The 17,862-nt window shown below is 40.6% G+C and carries 18 protein-coding genes; 8 read left to right on the plus strand and 10 right to left on the minus strand.

The features are described 5' to 3' along the window. Positions 1–106 precede the first annotated feature (106 nt). The 5 genes from ACTQ50_RS12055 (at position 107) to uvrB (ending at position 4,783) form a co-directional block, all read left to right on the plus strand. Complete coding sequence (locus ACTQ50_RS12055) at positions 107–448, plus strand: nucleotidyltransferase domain-containing protein (RefSeq protein WP_441484411.1); 342 nt, start codon at positions 107–109, stop codon at positions 446–448. Continuing rightward, on the plus strand, positions 435–854 hold the full coding sequence (locus ACTQ50_RS12060; protein ID WP_441484412.1) for a HEPN domain-containing protein: 420 nt from the start codon (positions 435–437) through the stop codon (positions 852–854). Before ACTQ50_RS12055 ends, ACTQ50_RS12060 begins: the two co-directional genes overlap by 14 nt. 78 nt (positions 855–932) lie before the next feature. Continuing rightward, positions 933–1,985, plus strand: a complete 1,053-nt coding sequence (locus ACTQ50_RS12065; RefSeq protein ID WP_441484413.1) for a ParA family protein — start codon at positions 933–935, stop codon at positions 1,983–1,985. After that, the gene (locus ACTQ50_RS12070; RefSeq protein ID WP_441484414.1) at positions 1,973–2,656 is read left to right on the plus strand and encodes a hypothetical protein; all 684 of its coding nucleotides are present in this window, start codon (positions 1,973–1,975) and stop codon (positions 2,654–2,656) included. The genes ACTQ50_RS12065 and ACTQ50_RS12070 overlap by 13 nt, the downstream gene beginning before the upstream one ends. Positions 2,657–2,794: 138 nt before the next feature. Continuing rightward, a complete protein-coding gene (gene uvrB / locus ACTQ50_RS12075; protein WP_441484415.1) occupies positions 2,795–4,783 on the plus strand; it encodes an excinuclease ABC subunit UvrB in 1,989 nt (662 codons plus the stop codon). A 304-nt stretch (positions 4,784–5,087) separates the two neighbouring features. On the opposite strand, the gene ACTQ50_RS12080 is transcribed toward uvrB, so the two are convergent. Beyond that, positions 5,088–6,665 (minus strand): glycoside hydrolase family 43 protein, encoded by a 1,578-nt coding sequence (locus ACTQ50_RS12080; RefSeq protein ID WP_441484416.1) that lies wholly within the window; start codon positions 6,663–6,665, stop codon positions 5,088–5,090. 102 nt (positions 6,666–6,767) lie between these two features. Between ACTQ50_RS12080 and ACTQ50_RS12085 the strand changes: the two genes are divergently transcribed. Then, positions 6,768–9,368, plus strand: a complete 2,601-nt coding sequence (locus ACTQ50_RS12085; protein ID WP_441484417.1) for a leucine-rich repeat protein — start codon at positions 6,768–6,770, stop codon at positions 9,366–9,368. 510 nt (positions 9,369–9,878) lie between these two features. Here ACTQ50_RS12085 and ACTQ50_RS12090 read toward each other — a convergent pair. Together ACTQ50_RS12090 and ACTQ50_RS12095 are read right to left on the minus strand one after the other, a co-directional pair. Then, complete coding sequence (locus ACTQ50_RS12090) at positions 9,879–10,490, minus strand: hypothetical protein (RefSeq protein WP_441484418.1); 612 nt, start codon at positions 10,488–10,490, stop codon at positions 9,879–9,881. Position 10,491: 1 nt separating this feature from the next. Further along, positions 10,492–10,758, minus strand: a complete 267-nt coding sequence (locus ACTQ50_RS12095) for a hypothetical protein (RefSeq protein WP_441484419.1) — start codon at positions 10,756–10,758, stop codon at positions 10,492–10,494. Between the two features lie 291 nt (positions 10,759–11,049). Between ACTQ50_RS12095 and ACTQ50_RS12100 the strand changes: the two genes are divergently transcribed. Next, positions 11,050–11,550 carry a QueT transporter family protein gene (locus ACTQ50_RS12100; protein ID WP_441484420.1) on the plus strand — a complete coding sequence of 167 codons (501 nt, stop codon included), beginning with the start codon at positions 11,050–11,052 and terminating at the stop codon, positions 11,548–11,550. Between the two features lie 269 nt (positions 11,551–11,819). Beyond that, positions 11,820–13,043 (plus strand): serine/threonine transporter SstT, encoded by a 1,224-nt coding sequence (sstT, locus tag ACTQ50_RS12105; protein WP_441484421.1) that lies wholly within the window; start codon positions 11,820–11,822, stop codon positions 13,041–13,043. Positions 13,044–13,250: 207 nt separating this feature from the next. Here sstT and ACTQ50_RS12110 read toward each other — a convergent pair whose 3' ends face one another. The 7 genes from ACTQ50_RS12110 to ACTQ50_RS12140 form a co-directional block, all read right to left on the minus strand. Next, positions 13,251–13,739: a sigma-70 family RNA polymerase sigma factor gene (locus tag ACTQ50_RS12110; protein WP_441484422.1), complete on the minus strand. Its 489-nt coding sequence runs from the start codon at positions 13,737–13,739 to the stop codon at positions 13,251–13,253. A gap of 133 nt (positions 13,740–13,872) precedes the next feature. Continuing rightward, positions 13,873–15,285: a recombinase family protein gene (locus tag ACTQ50_RS12115; RefSeq protein WP_441484423.1), complete on the minus strand. Its 1,413-nt coding sequence runs from the start codon at positions 15,283–15,285 to the stop codon at positions 13,873–13,875. A 77-nt stretch (positions 15,286–15,362) separates the two neighbouring features. Next, on the minus strand, positions 15,363–15,542 hold the full coding sequence (locus tag ACTQ50_RS12120; protein WP_441484424.1) for a hypothetical protein: 180 nt from the start codon (positions 15,540–15,542) through the stop codon (positions 15,363–15,365). 136 nt (positions 15,543–15,678) lie between these two features. Further along, positions 15,679–16,044, minus strand: coding sequence for a type II toxin-antitoxin system PemK/MazF family toxin (locus ACTQ50_RS12125; RefSeq protein ID WP_441484425.1), 366 nt, complete (start codon positions 16,042–16,044; stop codon positions 15,679–15,681). Positions 16,045–16,197: 153 nt separating this feature from the next. Next, positions 16,198–16,380 (minus strand): hypothetical protein, encoded by a 183-nt coding sequence (locus ACTQ50_RS12130; RefSeq protein WP_349123182.1) that lies wholly within the window; start codon positions 16,378–16,380, stop codon positions 16,198–16,200. Positions 16,381–16,622: 242 nt separating this feature from the next. Further along, a complete protein-coding gene (locus ACTQ50_RS12135) occupies positions 16,623–17,096 on the minus strand; it encodes a sigma factor-like helix-turn-helix DNA-binding protein (protein ID WP_441484426.1) in 474 nt (157 codons plus the stop codon). Positions 17,097–17,434: 338 nt separating this feature from the next. Beyond that, positions 17,435–17,704 carry an NAD(P)/FAD-dependent oxidoreductase gene (locus ACTQ50_RS12140; RefSeq protein ID WP_441484427.1) on the minus strand — a complete coding sequence of 90 codons (270 nt, stop codon included), beginning with the start codon at positions 17,702–17,704 and terminating at the stop codon, positions 17,435–17,437. Positions 17,705–17,862: the final 158 nt, after the last annotated feature.

The raw sequence follows: 17,862 nt of genomic DNA on the forward strand, positions 1-17,862 counted from the left end.
CGGAAAATATCAATTGAGAAACAGATGTAAACTGGTTATAATAAAATCAGAACAGCAATTGCACCATGAGTTACTTATTATTATCAGTAAAATGAGGTGATAATATATGTCAAAAATTATGCAGGATTTGATTAAACAGTATGTAGAAGCTGTAAAAAAAATTTATGGTTCACATGTACGTCAGATAATTCTTTATGGTTCTTATGCAAGAGGTGACTTTCGTCCGGATTCAGACGTCGATATCATGATCCTGGTAGATATGTCTGATCTGGAATTAAAGGCATATGCCCAGCAGCTCTCTTACATGACGTATGATTTCAATCTAGATCATGATCTGGATATCAAACCTATTGCCAAAAGCGAAGCACATTTTAACAAGTGGATTGTGAACTATCCATTTTATTCCAACATCCATAAAGAAGGAGTAGTTTTATATGGAGCAGCATAATCAGGAAATTGGTACAAGGCGGGATCTGGTGCTATACCGCCTCGAAACAGCTCGAAATGATCTGAAATCGGCAAACGCGTTGTTTGCTATTGCTGACTATAAAGGAGCCAATAACAGAGCATACTATTCTATCTTTCATGCAATTAATGCAGTACATGCAGTCAGTAGCAAGGCATATAAAAGACATAAAGATGCTGTGGCAAATTTCAATAAGGATTATGTGAAAACATCTATATTTCCAAGAGAAATGGGAAGAAAAATCGGTCAAGCCGAAGAAATTCGCCATGCCAGCGATTATGACGATTTCTACATTGCAAGCAAAGATGAATCAGAACGACAAATTTCAGTTGCAGAGGAATTCATAATTCTGGCAGAAAAATATTGTTTGGAACAGCTTGAAAAGTAAAAAAGAATTATTAACCACTACAGATGATAGAATGCAAGATACTAAAAAACAAAAGAAAAAAGCCATGAGGTATACAACATGAAAATTATTACATTATACAATCATAAAGGCGGAGTTTCCAAAACAACTACAACATATAATTTGGCAAGGTACTTAAAAAATAAAGGAAAAAAAGTTTTGGTTGTTGATGCAGATCCGCAATGTAATATGACTGAAATGTTACTATGTGATCTGATAGAAGAATTAGACGAAGAAGCAGAAAAAACAGGAAATGTCAAAGATTTACCAGGAACAAGTTTATTAGAAATATTACAACCACGTTTTGATGGCGATGTTCCTGCTGTCCAAATTGAAAATATTGAAAACGTAAAAGTTGATGAAAACTTATGGCTCATTCGTGGAGATGTATCGTTAAGCAAATTAGAAGACTCAATGGCAGAGTCACATTCTCAAAGATTTTCAAATAAAATCCACGAAAAGAGAAATTATGTTGCGTTAGGGGATATGTTACAACGTTATGGTAAAAAAATAGGCGTTGATTATATATTGATTGATGTCGGACCAAGTTCAGGAGCTTTAACTCGTTGTTGCTTTTTGGCATGCGATGCTTTTTTGATTCCAATGAGTGCAGATCGCTTTAACGTTCAAGCTATACATACATTAACAGAAATATTACATAGGTGGATACAGGAACATGATCAGGTATATAGTGATTTTTCAAAACTAGGATTACCGATTAGAATTGGAAAACCACAATTTCTTGGTGCAATACCTCAGCATTTTAAAAAATATAAAGGAAAACCCAAAGCAGGATTTGAGCTTTGGATGAATAGAATACAAAACACTTTAATGCGTGAGCTAGTTCCAAGTTTGTCTGAAATTGATACAAGCATTGTTGAAGGAATTACATCAGAAAATATTATTGTAACCAAAATTCCAGATTTTGGAAGTTTGGCTGTTTGTGCACAGGAATGTGGAAAAGCAGTTTTTGAAGTCCAGCAAGAAGATACCGCATTAATTAATAATGGTGTTAAATGGTCAGGAGCAACATGGAATGATGCAAAAGAGCGAATGAAATTGTACGAACGAGAATTCGAAAAAATATACCAGAGGTTGGAGTGGTTAAATTAATGGTACAAACATATTACGATTTAGACTATGCTATTGTTGCTTTTGTTGATATTTTAGGTTTTTCAGAAATGGTAAAAAGCGATTGCGAAAATAAAAGTGGATCTTTAAAATTTTTTGAGATTTTGAAAAATATTAATTTGAAGGCAAAAAGAATTAGCGGTTGTAATATTACTCAGTTTTCTGATTCAGTTATATTTTCATTGCCTTTAAGCGAAAAAAATTATTTAAAAATGATAAAAATAATTTCTGATTATCAATATGAATTATTACGCAACTCCATAATATGCCGAGGTGCAATGGCCTATGGAAAACATTATATTGAAAACGAGTTTATGTTTAGCCAGGCTTTAATAGAAGCCTATCAATTAGAAACAACAGAAGCTAAATACCCAAGAATTATAATTTCATCTAATTTAAGGGAATTTTTCGAAACAAAATATAAACACATTCCTAATACAATAAAGGAAAAAGATGGCTATTTCTTTATTGATTATTTAAAAAGAGAAAACAAAGACGAAATCAAAAAAATTTTACAGAAATATAATTCAAATTTATATAAATATAGTTTAGGAGTAAGAGAAAAATACTATTGGTTATTTGAATATTGGGAATTTATTTTTAACGAAAAGTTAGAATTTAACCAACAAAAATTTCAGGCAATAAATAATTAATCTATTAATAGGAAAGTACAGAACAAGCATTTGTTTATTCTGTGCTTTTTATTATATATGATATATTATAAGGATAAGATAATAAATACAGAAATTTTTATTGTATAAATTCAAAAATTTAAGCCGGAGGAGAAAACTATGGATCATTTCGAATTACATTCTGAATACAAGCCTACTGGAGACCAGCCGCAGGCGATTGCGAAGCTGGTGAAGGGATTTAAGGAGGGGAATCAGTTTGAAACTTTGCTGGGAGTGACGGGGTCTGGTAAGACGTTTACTATGGCCAATGTTATCCAGGCGTTGAATAAGCCTACACTAATTCTGGCGCATAATAAGACGCTGGCAGCGCAACTTTATGGGGAGTTTAAGGAGTTTTTCCCAGAGAATGCTGTGGAGTATTTCGTTTCCTATTATGATTATTATCAGCCGGAGGCATATGTCCCTTCTTCTGATACGTATATTGCCAAGGACTCCGCTATCAACGACGAAATCGATAAGCTTCGTCTCTCCGCTACCGCTGCCATGTCAGAGCGAAAGGATGTTATTATCATCTCCTCAGTCTCCTGCATTTACGGATTAGGTTCCCCACAGGAATTCCAGGACATGATGATCTCCCTGCGTCCCGGCATGACCAAGGACAGAGATGAGGTTATCCGGGAGTTGATTGACATTCAGTACACCAGAAATGAAATGGACTTCCACCGAAGTACCTTCCGTGTCCGCGGTGATACTCTGGAGATTTTCCCGGCGAACAGTTCGGATACAGCTGTTCGAGTGGAATTTTTCGGAGACGAGATCGACCGGATTTCTGAGATTGATGTTCTCACTGGGGAGATCAAGTGCCAGCTTGCCCACATCGGTATCTTCCCTGCTTCCCACTATGTTGTGCCTGCGGAGCAGATCCAGAAGGCTGCCATTGCCATTGAAGAAGAATTAAAAGAGCGGGTAGATTATTTCAAAAGCGAGGATAAACTTCTGGAGGCCCAGCGGATCTCTGAGCGCACCAACTTTGACATTGAGATGATGAAGGAAACCGGATTCTGTTCCGGTATTGAGAACTATTCCCGTCATCTTTCCGGGCTCAAACCAGGCCAGCCGCCTTATACGCTCCTGGATTACTTCGGGGATGACTTCCTTCTTATTATTGATGAATCTCATAAGACCGTTCCCCAGGTTGGCGCTATGTACGCCGGTGACCAGAACCGTAAGCAGACCTTAGTAGACTATGGCTTCCGTCTGCCCTCTGCCAAGGATAACCGGCCCTTGAGCTTCGAAGAATTTGAGAATAAGCTGGACCAGGTTTTATTCGTATCGGCTACCCCTGGGGATTACGAATATGACCACGAGCTTCTTCGTGCAGAACAGATCATCCGTCCTACCGGACTTCTGGATCCTAAGGTAGAGGTTCGCCCTGTGGAGGGACAGATTGACGATCTGATTTCCGAGGTAAATAAGGAAACTGCAAAGAAGAATAAAGTATTAATCACCACCCTCACCAAACGTATGGCAGAGGATCTTACCCAGTATATGAAAGATGTGGGAATCCGCGTCCGTTATCTTCATTCCGATATTGACACTCTGGAGCGTGCGAAGATCATCCGTGACATGCGTCTGGATGTATTTGATGTGCTTGTTGGTATTAACCTTCTGCGAGAGGGACTTGATATCCCCGAGATCACTCTGGTGGCTATTCTGGATGCTGACAAAGAAGGCTTCCTTCGTTCTGAGACTTCCCTGATCCAGACCATCGGACGTGCCGCCCGAAACAGTGAAGGCCATGTTATCATGTACGCAGATGTGATGACCGATTCCATGAGAAATGCCATTGATGAAACCAACCGTCGTAGGAAAATCCAGGAAGCCTATAATGAGGAGCATGGAATTACTCCTACTACCATTAAGAAAGCCGTCCGTGATCTGATCGCAGTTTCCAAAGCAGTAGCTGAAACCGAAGTGAAGCTGAAGAAGGATCCGGAATCCATGAGCAAAAAGGAGCTGAAGAACCTGATTTCCCAGCTGGAGAAGCAGATGCGCCAGGCCGCCGCAGACCTGAACTTCGAACAGGCGGCAGAGCTGCGCGACAAGATGATAGAATTGAAGAAGAACCTGGCGGATGCAGAAAAATAGCCCTTCAACTGTGCCGCGTACGCCTCTTCTTCCCTTTTAAATTTTGCTATTTAGTGTGCTAAGTTCCAGCCAGTACACAGCGTTCGGGCAATGGGTATTACTCCAGCGAACCATTTCAGGCGCGCCCTTAGCGTAGATGAAATCCAGCGCTTACTGAGACTTAGGAGTGACGGCTCTCCGGAACTCCTTAGTCGCAGTTAGCGATTAGTTCATCGTAGCGTTGCGCCGGTGAGTGAGTAATACCCATTGTCCGAATGCGTCCCTCCTGAAGAACTTTTAACCCACAAAATAGCAATTCCTTTAACTAATTTTTGTTTGCTTTCACTGCAAAATTTCTAAAATATCCCACCTCATTTTCCGCGAACATTCCAATATAAGTTCCAGTAAAGCTCATATACATAGTTCCTTCTGTAGCCAGCCCTGCAGTGGAGCCGCTTCCCAATTTCTCATAATGCTCTCCGTCTTCGCTGTACCAGAACTCATAATTCAGTGGATCACTGGTAATCCGAAGATGAATATTTTCCCCGGACGCAACCACTGCTTCTGCAGTTCTTGCAAACATATCATGAATATGCTTTGCAAGACAAACCTTATATTGACCACTCTCTCTGGTAAGATAAATTTCATAGTGATAAAATTGATTGTAGAAGGCACCTAGCCCTGCTCGTTTCGTCTTGGAGCCATTCTTTTCACATTGACCAAGATCTGAATCTATCTCTTTTCCACCGTTTTGTTCCAGGCTCACCACAACATCTGCCTTAATCTCAAACTCCTTCTGCCGAACCCCGATCCAGGTAGGAGTATCTGTATCATTTAAGGTCACATCCGTTCCCTTCAGGATCAACTGTCCGCTGACAGTATCCCGGACATAATTTTCCATATGTGGATTTCGAACCCAGTTATAATGGAGACTAAATTTCTCTTCTGAGACATCATCTGCGAAATCCCGGCAGACAGGCTGTACCATTTCTCCTGGAAGCGGTCCCTCCATCTCCAATGCAATCCTTCCGTTCTTTCCAACAACCGGCCAGCCCTCTTCATCCCAAATTACAGGGCTTAAGAATGTCTCCCTTCCCAGATGGTGAAGCTTCAATCCGCGCTGCGGAGTACAGGACGGCCGGATTCCCAGGCAGACCAGCCACCAGTTTCCATTCTGATCCACTTCCAGATCTGCATGCCCTGTGCAGGCAATGGAACCGTCCGGATTATCCTTATGACTAAGAATAGGATTATGCGGGCATGCCTCATAAGGACCAAAAGGAGAATCTGCTCTTTGCATCGTCACCATATGACCATATTCTGTACCGCCTTCTGCAAGCAGCAGATAATATTTTCCATTCAGCTTATAAATATGCGGTCCCTCCGGGCAGATTCCGCCGCAGCCATAGCTGATGCACACGCTCTCAGACAGTTTTTCTCCCGTGTATGGATCAATTTTGCACATAAAAATACCATCTCTGCCCTCTTTGTCTCTGGACGTAGAAGCAAAGTAAACATCCTCACCGTCAAACAACAAGGTAGGATCAATTCCACCCTGGTCAATCCATACCGGCTTAGACCATTCCCCATAAATATCACTGGTATGTACGATCAAATGCCCCTTATGTGACACATTGGTAGTCGTCATAAAAAACTCACCCTTATGGTAACAGAGCATTGGAGCATAAATTCCCCCAGATGGCCATGCCCCATCCAGATAAAGCTGTTCCTTATCTTTCAGGCAATAATTGATCAGTTCCCAGTTCACCAGGTTCTTACTGTGATAAACCGGCACTCCCGGGTAAAATTCGAAGGTTGAGTTTACAAGATAAAAGGCATCTCCCACTCTGCAAATGGAAGGGTCTGGATTATATCCGGAAATAATGGGATTTTGATATTTCATTACTTTCCTCCTGATTTTTTCATGTCGTATTGCAAATCGTTCTGTCGTTTATTATAATAACATTATAGTTATAAATTTCAACAACATAATAAGGAGGAAACTATGAAAAAGACAAAGAAATTAACCGCTTTGTTATTTCTATTCTGTTCTCTGTTCCTTTGTCTGACTGTGTTTTCCCAGCCTGCAAAGGCAGCTGATTCACTTACCCCGGCTGCACAGGACAATCTGAATGTCAGCTTGAGACGCACTTCAGATCTGGTTCCCGTTTCTGATGGATACATGCGGGTCTTCTATAAGAAAACAGCTGTGGGAATCGAGTATTACGACAATAGCCTTCAGATCAAAAGCCGAAAAGAGATTGCCCTGGAACTGCCATTATGGGGTGGTTTTTATGCTGGCTCTGACGGCTATTATCTGGTAGAAGGACAGAGCAACACTACAGAAGACGATACAGCAGAAGTGATCCGTGTCATCCGCTATGACAAAAACTGGAAACGAAATGGCGCAGCTTCTATTACAAGTAATTCCGATCTTTTTGGTGGGGAAGTCCGTTACCCATTTGATTACGGCTGTGTGGAAATGAGTGAAAATAACGGAAAACTCTATATCGTTACCGGTCATCAGGGATATGTGGATGAATCCGTCGGACAGGGGCATCAGGGATTTCTTATGATCCAGGTCGATCAGTCTTCTATGACTGGAAAGATCGTTTCCTGTGACCTGTGGCACTCTTTTGCCCAGTATATTAAATCCAAGGATAACTACATGTATGTTCTGGAGCAAAGTGAAGGCTCCCGCTGCACCAAGCTTTCCAGATACGACAGAGATACCCTTGAGAAGACTACCATTGAACTATTTCCATATGGCGGTTCCCGTACTTCCGTGTGGGCTCTTAACTGTTATGCAAGTGTAGACGGCATGGCCGTTTCTTCGGATCATGTATTATGTATTGGAACCTCCATCGACCAGTCTAAATATGACCAGGTAACCGAGGATACCCCGCATAATATTTACCTCACTGCCACGCCTACATCTGATTTTTCCCAGAAGGCTACGGTGACACGCCAGCTCACCAACTTTACCAACAACGGAAAAAGCTTTATGGGTGTAAAGATCACCAAGATCAGCGACAACCGTTTCATGATTTCCTGGGAAGAATATGTGGATCAGGAAAACGAAAAATATGCAGATGACGACAACCTTTCTTCCAGTACTCTGCATTACCTTTTTGTAGACGGAAAAGGCAACACCATCAGCAAAGAATTTACAACAGTAGCTCCAATCTCCGATTGCCAGCCAGTTGTAAAGGATTCTAAAGTTGTTTATTATGCTTCCAATGCAAATACGGTAAACTTTTATTCCATTGATTCCAATAGCGGCACAGCATCCAAAAAGAGCTATCAGATTGCTGGTGACAACGCTTCCTGGAGTTTTAAGAATGGTGTTCTTACCATTTCCGGTCAGGGTGCCATTTCCATCTCTAAGGACGAAAACTACCGCCAGCCTGTTTCTTCCACTCAGTATGGCTATTTCTTTACAAATGGAACTTCATGGAAATCCATTCAGAACAAAGTAAAAAAAATTGTGATCAAAACCGGTATTACCAGTATCTCAGATAATGCATTTGATTTCCTTCCAGCCTTGGAAGAAGTTGAGATTGAAAAGGGTGTACAACGAATCGGAAAAGAAGCCTTTGCTTACTGTGACAATCTTCGAACTGTCACATTGCCAGCCAGCGTGATCAGTATTGGAGATGACTTTGTATGGACAGGAAGCTACTGGTGGGGAGATAATGAGCATGTCAATTACGCCGCCATCCACGCCCCATACAATTCTTATGCGATTACCTATGCTAAGAAAAACGGTCTCCGTTATGCCTGCGATATTACAGAAGCCAAAGTGACCGGATTACAGAAATCTTACAATTATACAGGTTCCCCGATCACACCCGCTCTGACGATCACGCTTGGAAACCAGAAGCTTGACGGAACCACCCACTATTCCGTGTCTTATGACAACAACATAAAGGCCGGAACTGCCACCATGAAGATCACTGGTAAAAACGGTTATTATGGAACTATTACCTTAACCTTCCAGATTGTGTCTTCCAATAATAGCAATAGTGGTAATGGTAATAATAGCAGCAATAACAGTAACAATAATAATAACAATGGCAATAATACACCGCAGGCAACAGTTAAAACCTTCAGCGATGCCTATAATGTTTACACTGTCAATAAATCAGGTTCCACTGTTACTTTGAAGAAACCGCGTTCCCGCAATGTTACCACAGCCAAAATTCCATCCACGGTAAAAGCCAACGGTAAAACTTACAAAGTAACCGCAATTGCTTCTAATGCATTTAAAAACTGCCGTAAGCTGAAACAGGCAACCATTTCAGGAAACATTACAAGCATCGGTTCCAGCGCTTTCCAGGGCTGCAGTGCTCTGCGCACTGTAAAAATCGGTTCCAGGGTTACCTCCATTGGAGCAAAAGCTTTCTACGACTGTAAGGCTCTTACTTCCGTCACCATACAGACCAAGAAATTATCTTCCAGTAAAGTAGGAAAAAGCGCCTTTACCAAAGCCGGCCACAGCAACTATAAGAAATTGAAAGTAAGAGTTCCAAAGAGTAAGCTCTCCGCTTACAAGAAGCTGCTCAAGAGCAAAGGACTCTCTACCAAGGCTAGGGTTAGCAAATGATCCACTAATTTTTAAACAGAATATCAGCTTCGCAAAGATTCGCAGGCAGTCACCAAATTTTCGTGTAAATACGTATTTCGGTAACTGCCTGCGATAATTTATTTGTAAACCAAAACAAAGACTTCTTTTTCCTAAAAGTTTCGACCCTCTCATTTTTAATTAAGTATCCAGTTTTCGTTTGCATTATAATTATATTTTTAGTATACTATAATTATATGTTAATATTTTCCAAAGAAAGGAGGTTTGTCAATGACACCCAAACGTCTATACACCTGTAACGATATTCTGAATCTGCCTGATTTTATTCATGTAGAATTGATTGATGGCATCATTTATACTGATGACTGGACCAACTTAGTTCTGGCTATTCAAAATTTACCAATATTTTTCCACGTATTCTGTTGCTTTTTCTTCTGGCAGAGAAAATTCTTTTACAATGTTTCTAATTGTATCAGATTTACTGACATTAAAGTTCTTACAGGTTCGGATATTCGCTAAAATTCCTTCCAGCTATCCTTTCATCAGCCCTTCCTGGATTCCCTCTTGTCTGCCTTTCTGAACGCCCTCATTTACCAATTCCTCTAATGCTCCACACATATAAATCTGCTCTCCTTTTTTCTCTGATTTCAAAGCATAGTTAATCAGCTTCTGGGATTCGGTGATTGCTCCAATTACTACTCCAAGTTCCGCTGGAATCGCTTTTTCCTTATACACCGTATTGATTTTTTCAAAATTCCGTTCATAGATGGAGCGGCTTACATCAAATACAGTGTCCACATCTGAATTGTGAAAACACAGCGATCCGCTTGACCTTAACTGAATCAGATTCATTTTATAATCAGATACCAATGGTTTCAGTTTTTTCAGAATTTCCAGCATATCTGTCAGACAAAACGGTCCATCCCATTCGTTCTCTCCGTAATATACACACAGGCTTATTACAGGATGGAGACGATCTGTTTTTTTAAGATTAGATAGAAATTCATCGGAGGATTCAAAGCCTTTTTCCTCTCTGTTTTTCGCCGCAATTTCGTTATATTCTTTCAAATAGGAAAAGGAATCTCCGATCATATGCCGAAGGGGCATTGCATAATGTATTTTGCCTGGTTCTCCAAGCCCCATATCACAAAGTCCACTCCATATGCAGTTTTTTCACCACGTCCAGCACTTTCTGGACGGTTTCTGCGTGTCCGTTAAATTTCACCAGAGAAGATACATCTGTGTCCACTTCCATAAGGTCACGGGGATTTAATACCTGTTCCCCATCAAATAGTGCAGCATTGAATAAATCTGCAAAGTGGTTATTATCTCTCCAAAACGTCTTTAGTATGGTATCCGGTTTTACATAATTTCTCTCAGCCGTTTTCGACACCTCCGTTTCTATAATCACTATATCACAATTCCAAAGTCATTTCCATTAAAAGAAATAGCTAATAGATTGCAATATCTAATTTTATTATATTTAATATGCTTAAAGCAGCTCTCAAATATAACTTTTTGCAAAAGTGGGTACGGACACATTTCCCCTTGCATTCCTCTCCCAAATGTGCTATACTCATGCCCGTTGAAAAGCCCTGAAAAATAAGGTCTTAAGCGGCTTTTCCGCCGATTCCCGGCGCAAAATGAATCGAGTGTTCGTGACCTTCCACTCGTAAAACAAAACTAAAGGAGACAAATGAATATGAAAAACAAGAGTACCCTGTTTCTGGTGCAGGCAGCGCTGATCGCGGCTGTCTATGTTGTATTGACACTGGTATTTGCACCGTTTAGCTATGGAGAGATCCAGGTTCGAATTTCCGAAGCCCTGACCATTCTTCCATTCTTCACACCAGCTGCCATTCCCGGTCTTTTTGTAGGCTGCATCCTGGCCAACCTGCTTGGCGGTGCCATTCCTCTGGATATTGCATTCGGAAGTATTGCAACCCTCATCGGAGCTGTATTTACCTACAAACTTCGTAACAGCAGCAAATGGCTGGCACCAGTTCCACCAATCGTAGCCAACGCCGTTCTGGTACCGTTCGTACTTCGTTACGGATATTCCGTTAATCTGCCGATCCCGCTTATGATGCTTACTGTAGGCACCGGAGAGGTCATTTCCTGCGGAATCTTCGGAATGGTGCTTCTCACCGCACTTTCCAAGTACAAGAACACACTGTTTGGTAAACAGGCCGCTGCAAAATAAATTTTTCGAATTCACCAATCCGGATAAGACGCTTTTATCATTCGTCTTATCCGGATTTCTTTTTCAGATTCCTTCCTATTTTCTTCCGCATTCCGCCTCCATAGCAATTACATTTCTTCTCTTTTTACAAGCTGATTTTTCTATTTTCCCAAATTTTGTCCATTTTCCACTAAATTCTTATATATTTTGTTGCGAAGTCCCCCTATATACTATATAATTAATTCATTAATCTTTTATCAAATTAAAGAGGGAAAGAGGTAGAGAAACAAATGAAAAATCTATGGCACAAATGGACCGAGATTGCTCTGGTAAAGCGAATCGTCGTCGGTCTGATCCTGGGTGCCATCCTTGGAGTGGCAGCACCCGGCGCAACCAGCATTGCCATCCTTGGTGATGTATTTGTAGGTGCCCTGAAAGCCATCGCACCACTTCTGGTATTCTTCCTGGTTCTCAGTTCACTGTGCAACGCAGGAAAATCCCACGGCGGCGTTATCAAAACAGTTGTTGCCCTTTATATGTTCAGTACTGTACTTGCCGCTGTGATCGCAGTATTTGCCAGCATGATCTTCCCGGTAGAGATGACTCTTACCAACGCAGCTGCAGATGCCACAGCTCCTCAGGGCATTGTGGAAGTCCTGAACAACCTGCTGCTCAATGTAGTCGCAAACCCGGTATCCTCCCTGGTAAACGCCAACTATGTAGGAATTCTTACCTGGGCCATTCTTCTGGGACTTGCATTCCGTGCAGCCAGCGATTCCACCAAGAAAATTCTGGCCGATGTTGCAGACGGCACTTCCCTGGTAGTCAGCTGGATCATCAACCTGGCTCCATTTGGAATCTTCGGCCTGGTATTTAACACCGTATCCACCAACGGACTTGATATTTTCACCACCTACGGAAGACTTCTGTTTCTGCTGGTAGGCTGCATGCTTTTCATCTACTTTGTAACAAATCCGCTTCTGGTTTACTGGTGCATCCGCAAGAATCCATATCCGCTGATTCTGCACTGCCTGAAAAAAAGTGCCATCACCGCATTCTTCACCAGAAGCTCTGCAGCCAACATTCCAGTCAACATGAAAGCCTGCGAGGAAATGGGTCTTGACCGTGATACCTATTCCGTAACCATTCCTCTTGGAGCAACTATCAATATGGATGGAGCTGCCATCACCATCACTGTTATGACAATGGCAACTGCTTTCACCCTTGGAATCCACGTTGATATCCCGACTGCCATCATCCTCAGCCTTCTTGCAGCACTTTCTGCATGCGGTGCTTCCGGTGTTGCCGGCGGATCCCTTCTTCTGATTCCTATGGCCTGCTCTCTCTTCGGAATTTCCGATGATATCTCCATGCAGGTAGTAGCTGTTGGATTCATTATCGGCGTTATCCAGGACTCTGTAGAAACAGCCCTGAACTCTTCTTCCGACCTGCTTCTCTCAGCTTCCGCTGAGTTCAGACAGTGGCGTCTAGAAGGGAAAGAGATTAAATTTTAACTTATTATAATTGCATATAAAATACCCTGGAGAATATAAGAAATCGATTTCCTTCGTTTCTGTTTCCAGGGTATTTTCCTGTTTATTATCCATATTTCTGTTTCAAATTTCGGTGCCTTGCTGCCCCTCCCAATTATTTATTGCATCACCTTTCTTGACTTTTTTTACAGAGTACATCCATGTATGATTTTACTTTTCTTCTTTTATCTACTTTTCCATCTCCCGCAATTTCTTCAGTATCCGCTTCTCCATCCTTGACACCTGCACCTGTGACACGCCCATCCGCTTTGCCACCTCCGTCTGTGTCATATCCTGGAAATACCGAAGCCCGATCAGCTGCCGTTCCTCTTCCTCCAGTTTTTCCAGAATTTCTTCCAGAAAAATACGGTTCAGAAGCTTCTCCTGATGATCCTCCTTCTCTGGAAGCCTGTCCACCAGCTGCAGATCGGTTCCATCTCCGTGATACACCGTCCGGTAAATAGATTCCACCTCCGCCGACGATTCCATGGTTATGGCAATCTCCTCCACTGGCATATCCATAGCCACAGAAAGCTCCCGTAATTCTGGTTCCCTGCCTAATTTTTTCTCCAGCTCCTCCCTCATTTTGTAGATCCTGTATTGGTTCTCTTTTATGGAACGGCTGACCTTCAGGATTCCATCATCCCGAAGAAACCGCTTAATCTCTCCAATGATCATTGGGATAATGTATTATAGTGGAAATTTTGAAATTTCCTTTATCCAATAGGGTAATTATCTTGAATAAGATATATGAAATTTTACACGCAAGAAGATGTATCCCCTTGCGATGTATTAACTATAGAAATGTAATTTACTGTTGTGTCAAAAGATCATTATACTCAATTTCAACATAATCATTCGAAATTTTGATCTTCTTAATATATTCACGTACAGTCTTTTGTCTTTCATTGAAAGACATGAACTCCCAGCTGTCAGCAACACTTTTGAATGCTTTCGCTCTTGCTGCCATATCTTTAGCTCTTGTGTTCTTTAAGGTGTACTGTTCAATCTGTGTATTCAGATTTTCCAATTCCTTGTTAATCTCACCAATCGTCTCTAACAGGACATTATTATTGGTATCAGATGCATATAAATTATACAAAGATTTCAGCTTTCCTTCAAGAACTGTTTTTCTCTGGTTCATAGCTTCAAATCCCTTTTGATTTTGCTGTTCTGATTTCCCTTCAATTGTCTCATACTCTTTTGATAATTTCAGCATATCATTAACAACAACTTTCTCAACTTCCGCTGCATCCAGCTTTCCATTCTGGCAATTAGGATTCTTAACCAGGTGCGGTTTGCTATGATCTAAAGAGTAACAGTAAATCATCACTCTACCACCGCTCCATTTTTGATAACGCATCTTCGCACCACATAATCCACAATATATTAAGCCTGTTAGTAAATACTGTGATTTATGAGAAGTTGATCTTGTTCTTGTTTTTCGCAATTCCTGAACTTCATCAAATAATTTTTTATCAACTATTGGTTCGTGAAGACCATCAACGATTTCCTTATTATATTTGAGCTTTCCAATGTATGTCACCCTGGATAACATATCGGACACTTGCTTGTCTCCTTTTAGGTCAAACATCTTTGCCAGTGCATACGTGGAATAGCCTTCCTTATATAATTCAAAAATCTTTTTGACTGTTTCTGCATCTTTATTTGGTATAAGAACATCATCGCCATTATTATAATCATAACCAAACGGCGGTTTCGTACCACGCCATTTTCCGGTTTTGATTCTCTCTGTAATTCCCATTTGTGTACGTTCACGAATATTTTCTCGTTCATACTGAGCAAATACAGATAAAATACCTACCATAGCTTTTCCATATGGTGTTGTTGTATCAAAATTTTCATTTAATGAAATAAATCCAACACCATTTGCCTCAAACACATCTTCCAGAAGATAAATCGTGTCTTTCTGACTTCTGGACAAACGGTCAAGTTTAACAACTACAACAGATTCAACTTTGCCTTCTTGAATTTCTTTAATAAGACGTTTCATCTCCGGTCGGTTCAGATTACTTCCCGAATAACCACCATCAATGTACAGATCATAATTATCAATCTCCTGATAATTACAATACTTTTCAAGTTTCTCTGTCTGAGCACCTACTGAATATCCTTCTTCAAACTGAACATTTGTAGAAACTCTGATATACAATCCTGTTTTTTTATTATTTGAGGTATCCTTTCCGATTCTTATGTTTCTCACCTCTATCTTTCCTCCTCTCAAGTACACTATACCATCCTTCTGAAGAAATTTCAACTTATTTTATATTCTAATATAAGTTATGCAAAATCTCTTTTTTCAGATGCTTCGATTTTAATATTATCAACTGCTCCCATCTCTTTATTCATCTGATATAATATCTGACGAACCACCGGTGAATCCAATCTGAATCTTTCTAAATCTTTATCTTCGATCACATTACCATTTGCGTCATATCTTCTTACAATTTTTAATGCCATCGCAATCCCTCCCTTTATAAATCATATTCAATCGTCTCTAAAAAATCACCAGAACCGCTCGTCCTGTATTGCCATTCTTTTGTGTTATCTACATTTAATGATGTCATTTTCTGTTGAATTGTCGAAAGTAGAGATATCAGTTCCCGCTTTCGTTCATTCCCATCTGAATCCGTACTGCTTTCAGTACCCGATCCAGGATCCACTTGTTCACTCTTCCGCATTTCTCAATAATAGATTTCGTAGAAATGCTCATAACCAGTTCAGCCAGTGCCAGGCTTCCTTTTCGGATTCCCGTCATATCATATTTGCTGATAAATACATGCGTTGGCAAATACCGTTTCTTATAAATTCTTGATGTCAGCGGAACTACCGTTATGACTGAACTGTATGTATTGGCTTTATTATTGCTCATTACGATCACCGGTCTTACTCCACCCTGAACCGAAGTTGTCGGGAACATACCGAGATCTGCCCATAAGATATCTCCTCTTCGGATTGTCATTTGTCCTCTCTCCAATCTGTTATTTTTATTTGTAAAGCATCCATAGCGCTATATTGGCTCCACAGGAATACGGCAGAGTTTCTTTCCTATAAGGAAAGCTCTGCCGCATAACCTCTATAGCCAATTTGATTATTAAACAGTGCTCGCTCGATTCTATTTATCCTCGATACCCCGAATCGTTACTCCCGCATATGCAGGAAGGGAATAATAACCTGCCCGGATGCACGCTCCGGACCACAACCCGGAAACTCTCGTTTCCAGGCTCCAGCAGTTCATAGGTTTACCAGTTACAGACTTCTCAGGGTCTGCAAGTGTATCGCATCTCATACATGTCATCGCATCACCAGCCTGCCAGCTGGCTTTGGTCAGTGCTTTTTCGCAGCATTACGGACTGAACTAAAATCTTTGTTTTGTCTTATAATCCTATAGCGGCATCTTCCTCGTGCTCACTGTATGAAATGTCACATCAGTTATTATTGAATATTCAGTTATCATGGTTCATTTTAGGAAGTCCTTTAACTTCCTCTAATTACTAAAGTCAAATGACTTTGGCAGATGCAAAAGATTTTGAAAAATTTTTAAAAAAATTTATTCATATACATTTCACGCATCTTATTAAGAGTGGATTTCAGCTTGTATGACAGCATCTGTCTGGAAATCCCCATAATCTCCGCCATCTGTGTCTGTGTCTTGTTTTCAAAGAAAATGCCATAAATAATCATGCGTTCCTCTGAGTTCAGCTGGTTGATCACTTTGTGAATATCCTGCTGTTCCATTTTTGTCAGTACACAGTGCTCCACATCACAGTTCAGATCTGGAAAATCCTCAATCATGAAGACTTCTCCATCAATGGACTGACCGCTGTAAGGTACCTCCCGCAGCATCTTATCCACGACCTCACCCAGTTCGTTCTTGATCTCAACTTTTTTTGCCTTGCTGCTTCTGTAAAATTTGTTCATCGCATACGCAACTTCTTTTGTAACCTCGATCATTTCTCCATCAATATTTGCGTAATACTTTCCTTCATAAAAATATGGGTGTTCAATATACATGTCCGTTCCTCCTGAATTTGAAATCTTGTTGCTCGTTTCAAATCCAGAAGGCGGACCTCTGTTTAGAATCATGCCTACTCCGCCTTTATCCTGCCGGATACGCCCGCAGTTATTGGCTGAAAAATTCAGGCACGAAAAAAAGCCCCAGTAGTTTTTTCTTAACTACTGAGGCTTTCGTCTCTTTCTTGTATTCAGTTATCTATGCCTTCTTTCATCAGCATAATCATTGTATCAGGATAAAGTTCACAAAGTATCCGCAATACATTCCCATAAGTTCATGTCATTATTGAAATCGTACATATTTCAGTATAAAAAATTCACTATTCAAATTCTGATTATTATTTCTCCACATACTCTTCTGCCATATGTACTGCCATAGCACCATCTGCCACTGCTGTTACTATCTGACGAAGTAACTTTGTTCTGACATCTCCTACAGCATAAACACCCGGAATACTCGTTTCAGTGTTTTCACCTGCCACAATATATCCTTTATTATCCAGTTCTATCTGATTATCTAAAAAATCTGTTGTCGGTTGTCTTCCTATACTCACAAACAGGCCGTCACATTCTATAATGTTTTCTTCTCCTGTAACTGTATCTTTCAACCGCACACCAGTCAATCTAGTGTTAGCATCTAATTAGTACAAAATAAAAGTAACCGCCAAATAATAATGCGGTCAGATATAAAATTACCCCAGCCCTTTGCGAGTTGGAGTAATTCACTATAATTCACATGCGATTTTTGATAGATTGGAGTTTTTCA

The sequence above is a fragment of the Blautia sp. Sow4_E7 genome (assembly GCF_052116245.1).
In the GTDB taxonomy this organism is placed as follows: domain Bacteria; phylum Bacillota; class Clostridia; order Lachnospirales; family Lachnospiraceae; genus Blautia_A.